16 protein-coding genes are annotated in these 19,916 nt (G+C 44.0%); 4 read left to right on the forward strand and 12 right to left on the reverse strand.

The annotated features are described in order from the left end of the window. Positions 1 to 118: 118 nt before the first annotated feature. The 4 genes from MZO41_RS15305 to MZO41_RS15320 form a co-directional block, all read right to left on the reverse strand. Positions 119 to 319: a sterile alpha motif-like domain-containing protein gene (locus MZO41_RS15305; RefSeq protein ID WP_003640551.1), complete on the reverse strand. Its 201-nt coding sequence runs from the start codon at positions 317 to 319 to the stop codon at positions 119 to 121. Positions 320 to 531: 212 nt separating this feature from the next. Continuing rightward, on the reverse strand, positions 532 to 1,386 hold the full coding sequence (locus MZO41_RS15310; RefSeq protein WP_013355552.1) for a phage integrase N-terminal SAM-like domain-containing protein: 855 nt from the start codon (positions 1,384 to 1,386) through the stop codon (positions 532 to 534). 2,215 nt (positions 1,387 to 3,601) lie between these two features. Continuing rightward, entirely contained in the window at positions 3,602 to 5,128 is a 1,527-nt protein-coding gene (locus MZO41_RS15315) for a hypothetical protein (RefSeq protein ID WP_013355550.1), read from the reverse strand. Positions 5,129 to 5,139: 11 nt separating this feature from the next. After that, positions 5,140 to 6,447, reverse strand: a complete 1,308-nt coding sequence (locus tag MZO41_RS15320; protein ID WP_011101566.1) for a glycosyltransferase family 2 protein — start codon at positions 6,445 to 6,447, stop codon at positions 5,140 to 5,142. Positions 6,448 to 6,649: 202 nt separating this feature from the next. Here MZO41_RS15320 and MZO41_RS15325 point away from each other — a divergent pair, with 202 nt between their 5' ends. Beyond that, positions 6,650 to 7,057 (forward strand): hypothetical protein, encoded by a 408-nt coding sequence (locus tag MZO41_RS15325; protein ID WP_013355549.1) that lies wholly within the window; start codon positions 6,650 to 6,652, stop codon positions 7,055 to 7,057. Between the two features lie 79 nt (positions 7,058 to 7,136). On the opposite strand, the gene MZO41_RS15330 is transcribed toward MZO41_RS15325, so the two are convergent. From MZO41_RS15330 to MZO41_RS15360, 7 genes are all read right to left on the reverse strand, one after another. After that, positions 7,137 to 8,486 carry a dihydrolipoyl dehydrogenase family protein gene (locus tag MZO41_RS15330; RefSeq protein WP_013355548.1) on the reverse strand — a complete coding sequence of 450 codons (1,350 nt, stop codon included), beginning with the start codon at positions 8,484 to 8,486 and terminating at the stop codon, positions 7,137 to 7,139. A 65-nt stretch (positions 8,487 to 8,551) separates the two neighbouring features. Next, entirely contained in the window at positions 8,552 to 8,989 is a 438-nt protein-coding gene (locus MZO41_RS15335) for a MarR family winged helix-turn-helix transcriptional regulator (RefSeq protein WP_003644413.1), read from the reverse strand. 171 nt (positions 8,990 to 9,160) lie between these two features. Beyond that, on the reverse strand, positions 9,161 to 9,688 hold the full coding sequence (locus MZO41_RS15340) for a GNAT family N-acetyltransferase (protein ID WP_022638480.1): 528 nt from the start codon (positions 9,686 to 9,688) through the stop codon (positions 9,161 to 9,163). Positions 9,689 to 9,786: 98 nt separating this feature from the next. Beyond that, positions 9,787 to 11,682: a CDP-glycerol glycerophosphotransferase family protein gene (locus MZO41_RS15345; protein WP_058906876.1), complete on the reverse strand. Its 1,896-nt coding sequence runs from the start codon at positions 11,680 to 11,682 to the stop codon at positions 9,787 to 9,789. Positions 11,683 to 11,707: 25 nt separating this feature from the next. After that, positions 11,708 to 12,814, reverse strand: coding sequence for a CDP-glycerol glycerophosphotransferase family protein (locus MZO41_RS15350; protein WP_022638481.1), 1,107 nt, complete (start codon positions 12,812 to 12,814; stop codon positions 11,708 to 11,710). Continuing rightward, the gene (locus MZO41_RS15355) at positions 12,802 to 13,827 is read right to left on the reverse strand and encodes a ribitol-5-phosphate dehydrogenase (protein ID WP_013355544.1); all 1,026 of its coding nucleotides are present in this window, start codon (positions 13,825 to 13,827) and stop codon (positions 12,802 to 12,804) included. The genes MZO41_RS15350 and MZO41_RS15355 overlap by 13 nt, the downstream gene beginning before the upstream one ends. A 1-nt stretch (position 13,828) precedes the next feature. Then, a complete protein-coding gene (locus tag MZO41_RS15360; protein ID WP_003644410.1) occupies positions 13,829 to 14,530 on the reverse strand; it encodes an IspD/TarI family cytidylyltransferase in 702 nt (233 codons plus the stop codon). Positions 14,531 to 15,139: 609 nt separating this feature from the next. On the opposite strand from MZO41_RS15360, the gene MZO41_RS15365 reads away from it, so the two are divergent. From MZO41_RS15365 to MZO41_RS15375, 3 genes are all read left to right on the forward strand, one after another. Further along, positions 15,140 to 16,489 carry a hypothetical protein gene (locus tag MZO41_RS15365; RefSeq protein WP_013355543.1) on the forward strand — a complete coding sequence of 450 codons (1,350 nt, stop codon included), beginning with the start codon at positions 15,140 to 15,142 and terminating at the stop codon, positions 16,487 to 16,489. Positions 16,490 to 16,515: 26 nt separating this feature from the next. After that, complete coding sequence (locus MZO41_RS15370) at positions 16,516 to 18,108, forward strand: L-lactate permease (protein WP_003640538.1); 1,593 nt, start codon at positions 16,516 to 16,518, stop codon at positions 18,106 to 18,108. A gap of 114 nt (positions 18,109 to 18,222) precedes the next feature. After that, positions 18,223 to 18,573 carry a hypothetical protein gene (locus MZO41_RS15375; protein ID WP_003640537.1) on the forward strand — a complete coding sequence of 117 codons (351 nt, stop codon included), beginning with the start codon at positions 18,223 to 18,225 and terminating at the stop codon, positions 18,571 to 18,573. Positions 18,574 to 18,723: 150 nt separating this feature from the next. Here MZO41_RS15375 and MZO41_RS15380 read toward each other — a convergent pair whose 3' ends face one another. Continuing rightward, complete coding sequence (locus MZO41_RS15380) at positions 18,724 to 19,602, reverse strand: hypothetical protein (protein ID WP_013355542.1); 879 nt, start codon at positions 19,600 to 19,602, stop codon at positions 18,724 to 18,726. Positions 19,603 to 19,916: the final 314 nt, after the last annotated feature.

Below are 19,916 nucleotides of genomic sequence, written 5' to 3' on the forward strand. Positions count from 1 at the left end.
TCGTATCGTTTGAGTCTCATCTCGATAAAAATAAGGCTAAAAACACGAATAAACCAACCTGCAACCACAGCAATCGTCGCTGGGCTAGTAGGTTGGTTTTTGAGTTCAATTATGATTGTTAACTTGCTTGGTACGCGTCCAATGCTGAATAAAATGATTTTTTGACTGAGTCACGAATATTTAAGTAAGTAATATAATCAGATAATTCATGAACATTACTAGTCAAAGGAAAATCAAAATCTGAGTGCGCATAACAAGCGGCTGGCGCGAACGGACCATTTTGTTCAATAAACGGTTCTAACCAACGATAGAATGTCATCAAATCATCCTTTCAATACTTTAGTTAAATTCAATAAAACTAGTTTAACTGCAAAAAGGCGCGTTGTATAGGCGTTTTAAGGCTTCTTAATTAACTAGCAAATTCTACGTAATGCTTGTGACGTGTTTGTAAAGTTATGTAAAGATCGTGCAACAACGTAAAGTTACTTTAACTAAAAAAGCTAACTGTAGCAGTTAGCCCATCAGTGTCACTTAGTCGGTTTTAGTGGCTTTTAAAGTTCGCAAATCACGTTGTCGTAGCAAGTTTTGGTAATATTCGAGGCTGGTTTCATCTAACCGTAGTTGTTGCATGATCTCAGTCGGTTCGGACGTCCGGTGTTGATTGAGAAACCACAGCATGAAGTCCTGGCGCAATGCAACCGGCTTTAATGGCACACCTAAACGTTGACTATCACCCGCCAAGTATTTATGCAATGCCGCGAGGGTGAGATGTGGGTCGGTTCCGCGTTGACGCTGCTTTAAAAAAAGGTCCGAACTACCACTTTGAGTCTGTAATGGCTGCAAATAGGCCCGTAGTTTAACCAGAAAAGCCTGTTCTACTGCTGTAAAGGTAATTGCATTCAACTGCTGATAAAACCCTGGGGTTAGCATCTCCGTGGCAGTATAACCCTTGATCGTTAGTAACAAGAATAAGCGGGTGTATGGATGCAGATCATCCATTGCTAGCCATGCCGCCAATTGCTCTGGCCAGGTCGTTGTTTGTTGACGATTGGTCAAGGGTTGCCCTTTGATTGTAAAGGTTGGTAAAGTTGTAATAATTCGGTGTGAAAATAAATAGCTAAAGTAGCCGTTTAGATTCGACAGACATTTGTTCAGTGTCGATGTTTTGAATTGGCGTTGTTCACGGAGCATTGCCAAGTAAGCTTGAATATCATTCTCAGTTAAATCTGCTAGTAATTGATCCTTAGCAAAGGTCTCATTGAAATGCTGCTCATAGTTGAAAAAGTCAGCCAAGGTTAATTCATATTGCTCAATCGTACTAGCTTGCTTGCCAGCAGTTTCTAATGAGGCGAGAAAGCTTTTAGCATACGGAAATTTAGCGGTCATTGATAGTAGGACATCCTTTCTGGGTTAGAATTCTTACTTTAACTAAAACATAAATTTACAACAAAAACAAGCGATTTGACCGATGCTGAGAGACGCGTTCTAAGCGCGTGTTCGTTTATTAGTTGAAGAGTTGTCCCTTAAATAAACCGTAAAATCGATGTTAGTTATCAGCAAATCATGAGCGTGCATGCAAACTAGTGATAATTGGATTTAGGAGTCTGAAAACATTTGAACTTTTAGTGATTCAGATAAGTTGATCCAAATTAACGAAAAATGCTCGGTTGAAATTCAATCGACTAATTTTAGTGTTGATGTTTGTGAATCATAAAAAATAATTTAAGTTAAGCGGACGTCTTGAAAAATTCTGAACAGTTAGAGCCAGCAAAATGATTGCGACAAAATGACAATCTGAGAACTGAATCACCAGAAAGCTAACTTAAAATCAAAAAATTACCACAGGGGACCTAAATCAGGTCGTGGGGGAGCAATTTTGTTTTTGATTCTACTTTGTATAATATATATTATGTAAACTAGAAAATGTAAAAAAAGCCCCCCTAGCTAGATTTACCCATAATCCACACATAAGCCATCATAATCACAACAAACCGCTTTTATCGCGTGAATTGTCATCAAGTTTACTGCTAGCACAGCGATAATTTTTGAGTGGCAAATTAATTTATGGCACATTTTTATAAAATCTACTGAACTCACTGAATCATATTGATGTGACTTACCGTGAATATATGATTATGATTCATAAGGTGGCCACCATGCATCATGAAATAGCTTTTGACTGTGTTAATGATGTTATTGCTCATAACTGTTAGTCAATCGACTGAATTGCTGTGCACCTTGGGTTTAAAACTGGCTTTTAGAACGTAATTGTTTATCAAGCCGATTTATTGAATCGATGGTTTGCTAACGACAGCCTTATTTTTTCAAAAGACATGATTTGCCATGGACCGGAAACGCCAAAAACCGTATCATGACAGTGTTCAATCACGCGCTTAACTGAATCATCAGCCACGTTCAAAAATGTTAAAGATGTGTAATTTAGACCAGTCTGTAATACTAATTTATCTTGTCGGCAACCACATCAGTCTACCGTAATTTATATTAGAGGCCGCTTGCTAAACACCATAAATGTGAGTGGCATCCTTGAGTACTGCGGTTGTATGAAGCCCCGGTAATTAACGGCAACTAGCCTAGCTTTCAACTGTTTTTGGGCGATTATTAGTCAGAATTGTGGCTTGACAACTTGTTAATTTCAGACCATTAGTCCTAAAATTAAGCGTATTTATTGAAGCTGATTGTGCAATTCAATTTAGTGTCAACAATTATTGCAGACTACGAACAATAATTCGCCATGGCCTCATATGTTTGTTGGACATGCGCTAGATCAAAAGTTTGGTGAATAATTTACCGGGGTGATGGGCTCTTTCAATACCACGGTAAATAAAATTGTGTAATTTGCAGCAAGTTGTCACGAACGCAATGTCATCACGCAAACCGATATTACGCCCAAATGGGTCGTTGGGGTTCATTTCAACCTTTTGTGACAACCCCTACCCGGTCGGAAATAGCACCCGGTCGCCCTACTTTTAAGCCTATTCCATTTCAACGCATTCTAAAACCGCTTCAGCACCAGTTCTATCGGATCAATTGGGCAATTCAATGGTTTTGACGACAATATCCATTGCAACACACGTTTTGGCTGAAGCCTGGCGGATTGACATGACGGCTCATAGCAATGATTTTGCTAGCCCACGTAATTACGCCGAACCGCCCCCCAGCCACTAACAGCGTCATCCATCGCCCATAGTACTGACTGTCGCCCTAGCTTGAAAACCCGTTGCCATGACATGTTGGCGAAGATCAATCATTTAGTGGTCATCACCGGGCTGTCCTGGCACCTTGACGAGCGCCCAATCGGCATTAGTAAATGAGGATTACGGGCCATTAAAGTCAATTGATCCGTGGTATTTGCTAACGATACTGGCAGTGCCAGCTATTAACTATGACCGTAGCCACAATAATTTGATGGTACAAATTAGACGATCTGTCCCCTTTTAAACATTATAAAAAGATTATTACTGAAGTAACAGTCACTACTGTCAGTAATAATCTTTTTTATATCATCAGTTTAATTTTCATTCAGTGAGCTTCGAACGCTAACGATTCATTTGGGTATTGATCTTGAAATGGCCACTGCCACTCAACTCTGCTTGATTTGACGCCGCCAGAGCTTGGCCTCCGCGATCCCGCAAGTCATCAACATAAGGATTGGTAAGTACAAGATAATATGATAGCGGCCCTGTACTTCTAATGGTAAAGCACTTAAGGTGAAACCGTCTAACAAAAGCGCTGCCATTAGCAAATAGTGGTTAAGATAGTGTTGATGCCATAGCATTCCCAGCCCCATTAAAACACTGAATAACGCAATCACCAGCATTGCCTGCCAATAAACCGTCGCACTTGTAATCAATATGGGGGCTAAATAAAACCAGTGGCGGTTAAGCAAACCGGGATGATGGCTTAAGTTATATAAGCTCCAATCATAGCCATAATCCTCACGAATAAAGCCCTGCATTTTTTCATTAACAAATGACCCCAACTGTGGCTTGATTTGTTTGAGATTAGTCTGCAAAGTCCTCGCCATCGTTCGTGTGATTCGCGGATAGGCTTGCGTCAACGTGGGCGCCACCCGTAATTCGTGGCTGACGGTAGCTTGTAGTGCCGGGCTATAGGTCCCGTGACTTTTAACATCTGTCCCCGTAGCCAGGCTGTATAAAGTTTCAACTTGGGCTGGCGCAACCTTAAAGCCATATAACCAGCTGTCGAGATTAGTCGCTGTGAACATGAGCCCTAACACGACCGCACTGTATATGAGGAGCTGACGTACTTGAACGCGGTAAAGGTGGTGAGACTTAAGCAGGACACACAAACTCATCAAACACAGTGCAATTAGCCAGACGCCCATGATTGGCCTCAGCATATTGGCCACGACAGTCATCACGATCGCTAACGCTAGGTATAGTCGTCGATCCGTGATTGTGGTCGTCGTGAGTGGAACTAATGCCCGCGTCAGCGCATACATCATGAGTAGGACGCTGGTGAAAAAGAACGGTTCACTACCATTTAAGAGCGTGCCGTACAGCCAATAAGCTGGAATCCAGTAAAAAATGAGGGCAGCCATGATGCCTAATTGTCGTGAGAGCCACCGTGCGACTAGCCAGTAAATTAAGACCATATCGACTAAAGTACACCCAATATTGATTAGTTGGCTGACAAAAAAGTTGGCCCCGCCAAAAGCCGCGACTAAACTGTAGCCGTTCGCGATATTTAAAGCGTGCGGAAAAACGACGTAATTGCCAACGATACCATGGTGTAACAGTTGGGTCCAGGTGAATCCTTGGGCACTAAACGCGGCTAGTGTATGGTAATTCCAGAAATCTGAGGTCGGGTCGATCTTTAACCCTGCAACTAGTGGAAATTTTAAGATAGCTAACCCCATCAGTGCTGCAACTAACCAGCTAGTTTGGTGGCGGCTCAACCACCAGCTGCCAAGGCCAATCGTGGCACCAATGAACAATACGAATAAACCAGCGCCTATCCAAGCACTGATTGCGAGGTGTAATTTCAGGTTGACTTGCCAGTTGGCGACAATCATCCACCCGAGTAAGGCAGCTGCAATCGTGAGAACGGTAATTTGAAATATCTTATAGCACCACTTCATCGGCATGCACCTTCATCTCAATATGAGCGTTTTAAGCCAGTATCTGGATATTTTGCAACGCGGGTCGTAACACCATGGTGCGTTTTGGCCCACCCCGTTTGACCACGTAACTGTCGGTAAATGGCGACGTATGGCGTCAGGCTAATGATCAATAGGAATGCTTGAAAGGTTAAACTCTGCTTGAGAGCATCTAAGAAGCCAACGGGTTGTTTCACGACGGCACAGTTGCGTTGATACAGTGCTGCTAATACCAAGCAAGCCGAAAAAGCAATCACCAGTAATGTCCCGATAGCCAAGTGATGCCACCCAACTTGCCAATGTTGTAGGCTACGGCTCACAAGCACGACTAACGTGATTAGACTGGTCAGTGGCACGATACAACCACTGATAGGCATCAAAATCCAAAAGGTCGTGTCCAATTTTTGAAAATGGTTCAGACGTCCCGAACGCCAAAGTGCTGGTAGATAACGCATGCATTGAACGGCACCCTGACACCAGCGTACCCGTTGACGAAAAAATGGGCGTAGTTGTTCAACGGCCTCTTGCTGGACAACCAAGGTATGATCAAAGGCCGTTCGCGTACCACCTAGCAGCCAGGTCCGCAAAGTGAATTCGAGATCTTCAAGTAAGCTATTCCCCCACGGATTCTGTAACGCTAAATCTAGCCGGACGAACTGACCATTACCTGACGCAATTCCCTGACCAAGGCGATTGCGTAACTGTTGGGTAGCATTATTAACCCCCATGAATTCAAAATTTTGCATCTTAGTCAGCCAGTTGGGCTGATTGTAGATATTCACGCTCGTTTGAATCATGGCCAACTGTGGTTCTTGTTCAAAGTGCGCCAGTACCCGCGTCAAATCAGCAGTATTCATGAATGCGTCCGCATCTAGGACCCCCACGATCGTCCGTTGCGGATCAGATTTTAGCGCTAACGTCTTATGAATATACTGGACGGCAGTGTTGAGGACGGCCCCCTTACCTGCACGCTGGTTGCCCGTGCGGTGTAGGATTTGTAAGAAGCGCGACGATGACTGAGTTAGCAACAACAGACTATGATCTGTCGAATCGTCATCGACGGCAATGATCTGGGCGTGAACGGTTGGTGGTAATTGTTCGAGTGATTCAGTAAGTTGCGTAATCGTGCGCGAGATCACGTGTTCTTCATTGAGCACCGGAATGACCAAAAATAATTCATAGGGTGTGGGCCCTTTTTCATAGCTTTGAATGGGTTCCCGATAGTGATTGATCAACAATAAGTTAATAATAAAATACAAGTAAAAAACAACTGAAATCATAATTGCAACTCTGATTATTATCATCATAACTCCCCCATCGAAACTTATTAAGAAGGTATTATACGCATACTTTTTTAAAATGCCTATTATTTATGTTATGAAAACATAGTGAACGAATCATGCTCATTCTTTACGTCTTTTTCACGAGAAGTTTACAATTATTCGGTAGTTAGGCGCCTATGTAGATTGGTAAGATAGTGTTATTAAACAATAAGGACGGCGTAGACTGATGAAAAAGATAACTTGGGGATTACTCGCACTGTTGATTGGCCAACCAATCATCGTTTATATTGGGCAAGCAGCCCTTTTAACGACGATACCAAATCACTATGGTTTATTGGGGGCAATCGCTTATACGAGCGATCCGTACCATTATTTGGCAATGTTTGAAAGTATGCTCATTCCGGCCCTATTGCTTGCGATTATCCCGCTAAATCGGTATACGACACCCTTTGTATGGTCAATGATTCTGAAAGGCACACTCAGTTGGTGGCTCTTTGGGATGAATTGGTTCATTTTGATCAGTTTATTTGTTCAGGCCAGTTGGTTAAGCTGGGGCGTCTTCATTTGGACGCTCGGTGGGGCCATTATCCTGCTTGTCAAATTATTAGGGGCCCTAGGCATGAACTATCGGTGAGTTAGTCTCGAACGGCAAAAAGATACTGTGTAGGCGACGCCTACACAGTATCTTTTAAATTGGTCAGTTGGTTTAATAACTAGTCATGGTGTAAAAGTGGTGTCAACATATCAATGATACCCGCTGAAGCACTCGGAAAGGCAAAAATCTTCTGACTTAACGTGTTGGCTGAGACGTGATCAGTAATAATCATGGTCAGTAAGTTAATCAAGTCTGGCGCGCCATTACCATAGATGGAGGCGCCAACAAGGTAATTCTCTTGGTCAAAGATCAGTTGTAGATCAGCATCGACCTCGTTTTGATACTGAAAGGCTAACAGTTTACCGTATGGCAGTGCTTGAACGTGAAAGTGTTCAGTATCAAGCTTGGCGGCTTCGACAGGGATACCGACTTGTGCGATTCTTGGTAACGTAAAGACGACCGATGGAATGACCGGATAATCAATCGCGGCCGTACTTCCAAGCAATTGGCCGGCAATGTAGTTAGACTCAAAGGTCGCGGTCGGTGTTAACTTCGGCAAAGTCTTGCTGATGACATCACCGCTAGCGTAAATGTTGGGAATATTTGTCTGCAAATGGTCGTCGACGATAATGCCGTGCCGATCGGTCTTAATGCCAACTTTCGTTAACCCTAAGTGTTCGATGTTTGGAATCCGACCAGTGGCCGTGATGATGTCATCACTCTCAATGGTCAGGCCGTTCTTAGTGGTTGCCAATAATCCCGTGGCGCTTTTAGTCACTTGGCTAAGGGCTTCACCAAAGTGGAAGTGTACCCCGGCTGCCTGTAAATGTGCAATCATTTTTTCAACGTGCTCTGAATAAAATGCAGGTAGTGCCCGGTCGGCAAACTCAATAATATGCACTTCAGATCCTAGTAACACAGCCATGTTGGCAAATTCTAACGAGATAATTCCGGCACCAATCAAGGTCAACCGCTTGGGCATGGTTGGTAGGTCAAGAAAATCACGACTATCATGCATTAGATCAGCGCCCGGAATAGCTAATTTGGCTGGGCGCTGTCCGGTCCCGACAACGATGGTATCCGCCGTATACGTGCTGCCGGCCACTTGAACAGTGTGCGTATCAGTCAGTTCGCCATGTCCTGTAATAATCTTAATCCCTAATTGCTTGAATACGGCCGTCATTTGTACCGATAAGGGTTGAATGACTTGCTGCTTATATGCCATCAACTGTGACCAATCGATACTGGGCGTTGTGTTGACACCAATCCCCTGGTATTGTTTGAGCTGTTCGGTCAGCTCGAAGGGGCCGTCTAACAGAATCTTAGCATCACAACCAAAGTTAGTGCATGTCCCGGCGATTGTATCCTCTTCAATGATTGCTACCTTTTGTTGCGCACGTGCAAGGGTCACTGCAGCGTGCCACGTCGCGTGACCGCTACCGATAAAAATTGTGTCATAATCTGCCATTAAAGATTCCTCCTAAATTTATAATTCAATCGTGCACGATTTAAACAGCCAATAAAAAGGCCCATCTAGGCCAAATCTTGTGATAATGCGGTAATGATCTTCTGGTTCAAGGCCAAAGCCTGCTGATATTCATCGATGGTCAGATGGTAGCGACTGATACAAGTTGCAATCGCGGCTTCGATTGGTGCTTGTTGTTGCTTGCCTTGAGTTGTGAGATGAATAACCAATTGACGCCGATCCGTTGCTGGGCGCTCCCGTTGCAACCACCCGGCGTCTTCCATACGCCGCAAAAGTGGTGTCAGAGTGTTGCTACTTAAACGCAGAACTTGACCCAATTCGTGTAGTGACTGGTCGTCGCGTTCCCACAATGCCATTAGTACGAGATATTGTGCGTAAGTCAGCTTGAATGGCGTTAATGTTTCGACATAAAATTTGTTAAATAACCGATTGGCATTGTATATGCTAAAACAAAGTTGATTTGCTAGGTCAATTTCTAGTGTCATGCAGATGCCCCCTTTCAATCGTGTGCGATTGATTAATAGTATAAGCCCCTTTCTTAACAAAAACAAGGGGTAGTTCGATTTTTAATGGCACAGCCACGAGCTTCGGACAATTTTTAATTTTCAAGAACAAGCTGCTTGGGTGGTGTCGTCAATTAGGCAGCGACTTCCGATCTAGTCCTGAGTCAGCGACTTAATCATGAGTAAATCGGTTTGGCGATCGTCACCCATCACAAAATCGTGAGCACTGAATTGTTCAAAGCCCAATTTCGCATAGAAGTCCTTTGCCGGTTCGTTATGTTCCCAAACGCCAAGCCAAACTTTATGCTTGTGATTAGCTTTAGCAATTTGAATCGCTTGTTGCATAAATTGATTACCGAGCCCTTGGTGTTGGAAAGCTTTTCGGATATAGATTCGTTCAACTTCTAAAGTGTCTGGACCCATTGCTTCTGATTGTGCCGCACCGGTGTTTAATTTCAAGTATCCTAATGATTCACCGGCTCGTTCAACAAAATAAAATTGTGATTCGGGTTCCGCTAATTCATGGGTTAACTTGGGCAAGTTATATGCATCTTGTAAGTATGCGGCCATATTTTCAGAGGTGTTTTGTGCACCAAACGTGTCCTTAAAGGTTTCAATACTGATTTGTTGTAGTTTGTTCACGTCAGCAGTGGTGAGCCGCCGTGTCGTAATTTGTGACATGATCAATTCCTCCTATAGATTCCTAGCAAAAACAGTCGGTCACACAATCAACGCTGTAAATGCGCTGATGATGTGACTGACTGCTTTATCTTAACATATTATTTAGCCTTTTTACCCCAATCAGGGATAATCTTACCATCTTCACTAATGGCGAGACCGTCGTTATTTTCTAACTCAGCTGCGTTCGGATCCTCGAAGTCATTTTCAAGTGCATCCACGAAACGAGCTGTAGACTTACCATCTAGATCATCAAAGAAGAAGTTCACAAAGCCGTCCAATTTAGCTTGGTCAACTTGTGGATGTTGCAACTGGCTGATCAACTCACCCGTGTTTTCCGCTAAACTACCAGGAATAAAATCAAAGTAGTTGAAGTAAAAGCTCCGGGATTGCATGTAATCCGCTAAGTCCGGCGCAAAGAAAATCATTGGCCGGTTCAGTAGTGCGTATTCGAAACAAACTGATGAGTAGTCAGTGATTAATTGGTCAGCAACGAGTAATAAATCGTTGATCTCACGATAATCAGAAACATCGTAATAGAAGTCCGAATATTCATATGGTAACGTTGGTTTGTTTTGCACAAACGGATGAATCTTCAGTAAAAAGACGTAATCTTCGTGTAATGCTTCGTAGATTGCTCTAAAATTCAACATTTCAAATGGATAGTATGCTGATTGCTGGCCATTGCCACGGAACGTTGGGGCAAAGAGAATGACTTTTTTGTCCTTGATGAATGGCAGGTCATGCGCTAGTCGCTCTCGAATCGCCTGTTTCTTAGGTTCATCGAAAAAGATATCCGTCCGTGGTATCCCCAGCGGCTGAATCTTATCTGGAGCAATCCCAAACCCTTCCGCGTACTTATCCGCAATGTTATGCGAAGAAACCAAGGCTTTGGTGTAATTACGATGGTTCAGTGATTGAATCTTAGGACCACCAGGCATCCCGAGTCGGCTGTAACCAAACGTTTTAAAGGCACCGACCGCATGCCATACCTGAATCAAATCCGCATTTTCCCGGATATGCAATGGGTAAACTAGTGGGTAAAAGTCATCTAAAATCACATAACGACTAGTAGCCAACGCTTTAGCTAACGTTCGAACCTCTTTCCAGGATTTTTTGGTTTTAATACTTGGCTTCAAATAGAATGAAATCTTAAAATCAGTATTGCGACGTTTTAATTCCTGATAAATAAACTCGAAATTACCGGAGATCGTCACCCGGCTATCGGAAACAAATGAAATTTGTTTCTTATGAATCGGTTGAAGGCAGTACCACCGATACCAGAGTTTTAGCGCCCGGCGTTTAATGGCACGCATCGCCGCACTATCTAAGCCGACGTCTTCGGTAAATTCATTTTCAAGCGGGTTAACATCACTCAGTTTGTATGAAGTGACCTTCAATGCTTGTGAAGCTAAGCTATAGCGGAAAATTAAGCTGTATGATTTATTACTCTTGGCCGAATAACTCGTCATTTTAGTGGTATAGTTCAAATCCTGATGGGTATCAACGATTTGTCCAATTGAAGTCCGCCGAATTAGCCAACCATTGCCTAAATACTGTTGCAGTTGTAATTTAATTTCATAAGTACCAGGTATTAGTGGCTTTCCATCAGAAATCGTTGAAAAGTTAACGTCACCATGATAACCAGAAGCTGGAAATCCGGGCCGTTCAACAGTCGTATTAACCAACGGAATTTCAATTTCTTCGGCCTGATCGTTAATTAGAATCAAACTCTTAATAATCCGCTCGGCATCTTTTTCAGGATACTTTTCAAACCATGCTGAACCTTCAATAACTAAGTAAGAACTATTAAAATCAAGTTTAGTCACTTGTCGTTTTATCAATGATTCGGCATTCTTGGCGATTCGTTGCGAGTTCATAAATTCAAGCGCATCACTTTGCGGCCCGGTCGGTTCCGTTAATTCTTGCGTATCGTTAACTGGTGCCCGCCGTCCATAGACGACACGCCGCGCAATCCGTTTTAATCGTTGTAACATAAATTATGCGCTCCCTACTAAATATTTAGAGTTGTTTCATCAAAAACTGAAATACTCGTTGTGCGTTATTTCCATCTTGATGCGGAAAAGTCTTTGCTTTCAAATCATGGACATAATCAAGGTCGAGCTTTTCCGAGTCATGATTAATAAACGTCATGATTGCTGAAGCTCGATCAAAATGTGGTGCACCCAAATATTGATAGTAATCAACATAAAAACCACACGTCTTAATATAATTTTGATAATCAGGTGTATAGAGTAAAATTGGACGTTCAAAGTAACTGAAATTAAGTGATAATGACGAGTAATCCGTAATAAACAAGTCCATTGTTGGCATAATTTGCTTAACACGAGTCGCATCTTGAAAAACATGCACATGCGATGGTAAATGCCAATTTGGTAACTTAAGGTACGGATGTAATGAAATATAAATATCCCAAGGCTCCTGTAGCTGTTGACTGGCACTCACAAATTCACGGACATAGGCCAGAACTTGTGCTTCACCATGCACACCTGGTCGGTAAGTGGGCGAATATAGCATGCGTTTAGTACCCGAGTGTGTTTCAGGGTGCTGGCGCATTAATTCGTCCATCATCGGTTCGCCACTGGCAATCACGTGATCAGGATCGACGTCAAAGGCATCCACATAAGCAGGTTTATCAATTTCAGAATTAATAAAGACCCAATCATAATTCGTATGTGGTTTAAGCACACTTTGTGAAGCCGTTGGTAAACTTAAACCAAAACGTTTTAAAGACCCAATTGCGTGCCACAATTGGACGACCTGATTATTAGCATGTTTATTAATAGCATACAGTGGAAAAAAATAATCATCAATAATTAGCATTTCGGAACGAGCAATATTGTGTAAAGCCCGTATTGACGCCACTAAAAATCCGAGTTTACTTTTAAAAGTCCGGTCATAATGATAACAAAAAACGCGAATATCCATCTGGCCATCTTTTTCGAACTGGGCGTATAGCGCCTTCAAATTATCAGTTAACTGGTTACTTCGCATCGTTGCAAAAGTAACCCGATGCTTCCTAGGACCACCTAGAAAGTAAAAAAGCTGGTATAAAAGATTAAAGCTAGCGCGTAATAGCGTTAGCTTTAACGTCTTTAAACGTCCCACTCCATCACCGCCTTGCCCCAATAGTTGGTTAAGGCCCCTTCAAAGAAATCAGTGATGTCCTGGATTGTGCTGACCTTGCGAGTGAAGCCCACTAAGTTCTGCAACCGTTCCCGCGTAACGGGGCTATCAGTCAAAATATCAACAGCTCGTTGGAAATCAGCGCGGCCACTTCGGCTTACGCCACGTAGCGTTAAGCCTTCTGCAAGCACAGAACGCGTGTCAATGCCAACTGGATCCTCTGAAACGCCCATCAAAATGGCAGTCCCCATCGGTCGGATATGCTGGATGATTTGCGCAATTGCTGATTCGCTCCCCCGGCCACCAGTGCATTCCAGTGCCTGGCTAACTTTTAGTGCATTGGGAATATCATCAACTAAATAGGTTTTGTCAGCGAATGAGAAATAATCGAGTTTAGATTGATGGCGCCCAAAAATCATGAGCTGGCTATCTGGAAAAATTTGCTTGACAAGGGTTGCAGTAATAAATCCTAAATTACCATCACCCCAAATACCAATGACTTTACGATCAGCATCCATGACGCCTTCTAATTGTGTGAGCGCGTGAACACCAACTGAGACCATTTCAATAAAAGCAGACATTTGATGATCAAAGTTATCTGGTACGACAATCGCACGGTCCCGATGCAGACTCACATACTCCTGCATGAAGCCATCATAACCACTGGAACGGAACTTAGAAGATGGTAAATAGTTCTCTTTAATGATGGGATCTGTTTCAAACGGAGTATTGGGTACCATTGCCACTAATGTTCCTGGCTTAAATTTATCTTGAGGATCCTTGACGACTTCACCAACGCCTTCGTGAATGAGCGCCATTGGTAATTTCTGCCGTAAGGTCGCTTGTGGTCGTTGACCCGTAAAGTAACGAGTATCCGCATGACAAACGGATAAAAAGCGTGGCCGCACAATAATATCATTATTGGTGATCTCTTCAGCAACAGTTTGCACTTCAAACTGACGAGGATCTACTAAGCGATAAACTTGATTTAACATATTAGTCCCTCGTTTCTACTAAAGCAGAAGCAACTCTTAAATCGTAAGGCGTTGTAATCTTGAAATTATAGTTTTCGCCCCGCACTAAGGTCACTTCTTGACCTGCTAACAAGCAAATCTTGCAAGAATCTGACAAAGTTTCCTTTTGGGCATCAGTTAAGGCGTTGTAAGATTCAACTAGTGTTTTGATATTAAAACTTTGTGGTGTTTGCCCCTGATACATAGTTGAACGCACTGGGATATCGTCGATTTTGCCTTCTGTTCCTTGCACAATCGTATCAATAGCTGGCACCACCGTATCAACTGCTGGGTGTTCTAAAGCCGCCTCAATATTATCATTGATGATGCGTTGCGTGATAAAAGGCCGTACGGCATCGTGAGTCACGACGATATCATCATCGTGGCTACCATAATTTTCTTGGATGTAGTCGATACCCTTCATCAAAGTTTCGTTACGTTCAGAGCCACCGGTAACCACGTGAACTCGTTCGTCTGAGATGTATTTTTTGATTAGATCCTGTGTGTGACTCAACCAGTCGGCTGGGCAAACAACTAAAATCGCATCAAAGCGACTTTCCAGTACAAACTTTTCAACGGTATGAATTAAAATTGGCTTGCCTGCTAAGGTCAAAAACTGTTTAGGCATCGGGACGTTCCCCATGCGAGTACCCTTACCGCCAGCTAAAATCTGAGCATAAATCATATCAACATTACTCCATTCATGGTACATATTATTAAACAATAATAAACGAGAATTATGGATTTTTTATGAACTTGTCCTTATTGAGTCAAACACTAGCAAGACAAGAATAGTATGATACATAATTCGCTATTCCTAAAATAAAACATGGCTACGTTAAGAAAAAGCCTACAAATATAGTACGTTCACTACCATAACATATCTAATTTAATACAAGTACTACCCTGTCGACAAGAGGCAAATAATAAAGAATTATTAATTTTTTGCCGAATTGCAGTATACATAACGACACAGCGATGGTGCTACTCGAAGATATGTGGTGTATTTTAGACTTAAATCTATTTTGGTATAGTAATTTTTAGCATAAAGGGTTACTACTATTATGAACTGTTCTTGACGGTTATTCAATTGATAACGGTTTTTGGATTGTTTTGTGGTTGTGGTGTTTAGATATTAAGTTAAAGTAACACGTTACATAATTATATTATTTGCAACTCATCAGGCTATTTATATTCTAACGATGTTACGGCCGACATATCCTTTTGTCAGCATTAGCTCTAATTAATTGGTATACTAGGCCTAGAAAAACTAACGAAATGGTTGTGATTATCTTTGACTCGTCTACGAAACTCTGGGTTGGACTTCTCTGTCGCGACGCTTAACTTCTTGGCTAACGTCGGTATTGTCCTGCCCTACGTTCTAATTCTCTTTAAGTATCAGCAGACTCACAACGCGAATTACTTAGCTGCGATCGTGGTCTTCTACGTGGCCCGGGCGGCGAGCGTCTTTGGGACTAAACACCTAAACCTCAAGGCTAGTAGTTATTTGCTCATTTGCCTCTGGCTGGGTGCGCTTGGTAGCTTGTTGTTCAGTTTGACGGCTAACATCGTGGCCGTGCTGGCTGGGGCCCTATTCTTAGGATATACATCCGCCAACATCTGGCCCTATTACTTGACGATCAAGTTACACTTGTCCGCGCAGACGGATTTTAAGTTAAAGAAAATTTACTGGTTAATTTTCTTAGTTCTCGGCATTCTCTTTGTGCTAGATTTTGCGCTGAACTGGGGTTACCGGCTTGCCTTTATCCTACTGGCGCTACTATTTATCATTGCGTTGCCTGCTGGCCGTTTGCTGAGTCAGTTTTCGCTCGCATTTTACGATCAACATGAAATGGCCCAAGTACGTCCCGTCAAGCCGTGGCGCGTTGTGGTTTTTATCGTCTTTTTTGCTGCGATTGGTTTACTGACGTTGCTTCGTAAGGCGAGCCTACAAATCGCACTACCGGCCGTATTAGGAATTATCGTCGTGGCCATTGTTCTACTAAATCTAGAACTAGCTGCTGATTGGCAGGCCATGCCGGCTAACAAACTACGGATCGTTGATCGGGGCTTTTTACTGAGTTTTGTCCTACTGTTTAATAGTTTCTTCGGTGTCTTTGTCTTTGGCAAAATGGGGATGTACCTGGTCTTCGCCATCTATTTGTTGGGCTTTGAGACCGGCCGGCCACTATATTTATTATTGGGACGGCATGACTTACATCGTGCCACCACGATTGCACGCGGTGGCCTGATTGTCGGCCACTTGTTAGTTGCCACGGCCCAACCCGTTTTATACGTTGCCGGTTTGCTCCTGATCTCGTTGTACGTCGGTTTTGAAAACCCAGCCATTAATACTAGCGTTTATGCCACTGAGGTTGATGATCCAGATCTCGCAATTATTCATAAATATCGCTTTTCCACTTATGGGGGCCTGCTTTGTCAACTGTGTTTCTTCGGCCTCTTAGTAATTGTTAGCAGTTTTCGACAATTAAACTTGCTCAATTTCTTCAATCCAGCTTCAACCGCTTTGAAGAACACTTATCTAGTAGGGATGGTTTGGCCCTTAACGGCGATTTCTCTGATTGTTACGCTGGTCACGCTCTACGGTCAGTATTATTTCAAACGAGCACAGTCAAACGACTAGGCACCATCTAAGGAGGCTTTACGACCATGATTTTTATTGCAAGTGCTGCAATCATCCTGCCACTGATTCTTCTCGGGGGCCTGAATTTATCCGCGACCCGTGGAATGACCATTAGCGCTCTGGTGGTGATTATTACCGGCTACTTTTTCTGGCAGATTAGTCCAACGGTCCTCACCGCCTCAATTTTGCAGGCGATTCATAAAGCCCTCCCCATCTTATGGATCTTATTTGGCGCCTTACTCATGCTCAACTGTTTGCGTGCCACTGGTGCAATCGACCGGATTAACCAGGGCTTTCAAAGTTTGTCTGCTGACATGCGGCTACAAACCGTTTTGGTAGCCTTCCTATTTGGGGGCTTGATTGAAGGTGTCTCGGGCTTCGGGACCCCAGCGATGGTCACTGCACCATTACTAATTGCACTCGGCTTTTCACCCATGGCGGCCGTTATCTTGGCCTTAGTGGCCGACTCGACCCCCGCAGCGTTCGGCGCCGTTGGAACACCATTGACCGTGGGACTGAGTAATGTGACCGAAAAAGCATCCGTCTTGAACTTGATTGGCCTGCGCATCACGCAACTCGATTTATTCGTTGGTGCGCTAATGCCAGCGGTGCTCATTTTAATTCTCATCATGTGGTTTGGCCCTAAGGCACACCGCTTGAAAAGCTGGCTTTCCGTCTTACCTTGGGCGTTAGTGATCGGTTTCGTTTACAGTCTACTGGCACTCCTCAGTGCTTGGCTAGTGGGTTATGAATTTGTTTCAATCATCGCACCGCTGGGAACGCTGGTTATTGCCATCATCACGATCCGATTGCACTGGTTGTTACCAAAGTCGAGCCAGTTGACGCCATGGCGGACGAACGGGATGGCAGCCCAGACGCCTGCGCCTAGTCCGATGAACCTGATGACCGCTTGGTTTCCTTACCTGCTGGTCGTTGTGCTATTACTCGCTAGCCGGGTCGTGACACCAATCAAACAGGTTTTGACCCGTTATGCTAACTTATCGTGGTCCCACATTCTAGGATATAGTCAAATCAACTCTGATTGGGAACTCCTCTATTCGCCAGGGACAATCTTGGCGGTAGCGGCCATCATTGGGTTACTAGTACAAGCCCGTTCATTAAAGCCCTTACTACCAACTGCCCATTCGGTCATCCGTTCGATGGGCAACACCGCAATTGCCCTCGGTGTTACCCTGATCATGGTTCAAGTCTTCACTAATTCTGGCTTGAATCAGGCCAACCTACCCAGCATGCCAATGTATATCGCCAAGTTTATCGCGACCTATCTAGCTGGTGTTTGGGTCATCATGGCACCATTCCTAGGCCAATTAGGGGCGTTCGTAACTGGTAGTACCACGGTCTCGACACTGACTTTTGCGCAAATTCAAGCTGATATTGCGGCCAATGCGAGTTTGAAGCCCACGATTATCTTGGCAGCCCAGCTCGTCGGTGCGGCAGCCGGCAATATGGTCTGTGTCCATAATATCGTTGCTGTCAGCTCAGTCGTTGGCCTGAGTGGTCAAGAAGGCGCCATCTTACGTAAAACACTACTACCAGGTCTGGGTTACGCCCTGTTAATTGGCGTTGCCGGGTGGCTACTATTACGTCTAGTAGCTTAACTGAATGCGTATAAAGGCACTAATCACCTTAACTGCGGTTGATTAGTGCCTTTATTTCATGAATGGATTAGACTAAAATAGGATTATAATTTTCAACGCAAAGGAGGCACCGACATGCAAGTGCGCTTAGTGCCAAACTTACAACTCGGTGAACGGATTATCGGGCCGACCCCCGACCCTGAGGCCAATCGCGCGCTTTATCAACGTTATGCGAAACGATTACAGGCGCGGCTAGGTATCGGCTTTCAAGTCTACCTAGATATGAGTGACGGTTATGATTTACTGCATGCGCGTGATTACGACACCGATACTTGTTGGGTGGTTGCAGCGGCTGTTTACCAAGCATTAACTGATTCTGCCGTGATCACCCACCACCGTATCATCTCGCTGAGTGACCAAGCACTTATCTTAAAAGCGACGCAGCCCATCGAACAACAACTGCGCCAATCTCCGACTGATCAATAGTCGCGATTCACCAGCTGGCAGTCGAATGAGATGAAAATAACGCCTAACCAACAAAAGTAGCAGTGTACTAGCCATCTCTGGCTGATTACGCTGCTACTTTTGTTTGTCAGCTCACTGCTTAATTTAACGAGCGTAGAAACTAGTTATTGATTATTGCATACTGGCAGCCATTTTGATAGCCGTTGCCATCTCTTGAGCCTTGACTTGATAAACCACTTTACCAGCTTGCCATTGGATAACTTGGTCTAAAGGTCCAGAGCCTGACGAAATCGCGTCAAAAGTGATGGCGCCGACCGACTGTGGTGCTGGTAAGTAGACCTGCTCGAAAGTAGCGACGGCCTGTTTAGCTAACGCGACGCCCGCATCTTCGTGCATCATGTTCGCATGCACGGTCAACGACCAGCGGCCCTCATTCCACATGATATATCGTTGACCAGCACCCGCGTCGATATGCGCGGTGATTTGATGACCGAGATCGACGGTTGGCAGCCCTGCTGTGGATTTATTATCACGATAACCCACCTGCTGGGCCGCGGCATTAGTTGTCGCATAGGTCGTCTTAGTGACAGTCGCATAAGCCGTTTCATCCACCACGGCCGTCGCGTTGAATGGCTGGGCCTGCTGTCCCACACTATAATGGATGGTGTAATTGGCTGCGTCACCTGAATAGCGCATGTTCAACTTCGAACTGCCACTGGTTAACCCATCGACTTGTGGAACGAGCGCCTGCTTTCCCAACGTCTTAGTCAATTGTTGATTCAATGCTGCCAGCCGGGTCGTAGCCGTGGGCTGGGTGACCGACTTGTTAGCAGCGCTGGCCCGCTCACGTGCTGTTTTAGACGAGCGCGTTGTCGCGGTTTGGGTCCGACTACTAGTACTACTGGTAGCCTTAGTCTTCTTTTGGGTGCTGCTGACCGTTGCCTTGGCACTCGTGGTCGTCTGACTAGTCTTGGAATCCTGGTGTGTTGGTGATGAACAGCCGACCAACAAGACGGCAAGTGGTAATACGAGCAAGTTGCGATAATTCATACTGTTCCCCTCCCCAATAATCATGTCACGGCTGATACGTGGTCGTCAGCAACGTCCATGATGTTTGACTTAATTATAGAATAGAATGCACTATTAGGGGTGATTATTGCACCTTACAAAAATCGCCGGCCATTAGCTGGTAAACTAATTGGGTTTACCAAGACTGATGACCGGTGATTACAATTATCGTTTTTAAAGGGTCTATGATATTTAGTGTTGATGGATAAAATCCATCAACACTATTTTTATGTACAACAAAAGGACATATCGTCCTGTGCTACAATCAAGTCGACCAAAACCAATTGAAAGCGAGT

The sequence above is a fragment of the Lactiplantibacillus sp. C232 genome (assembly GCF_023806725.1).
Classification (GTDB): domain Bacteria; phylum Bacillota; class Bacilli; order Lactobacillales; family Lactobacillaceae; genus Lactiplantibacillus; species Lactiplantibacillus plantarum.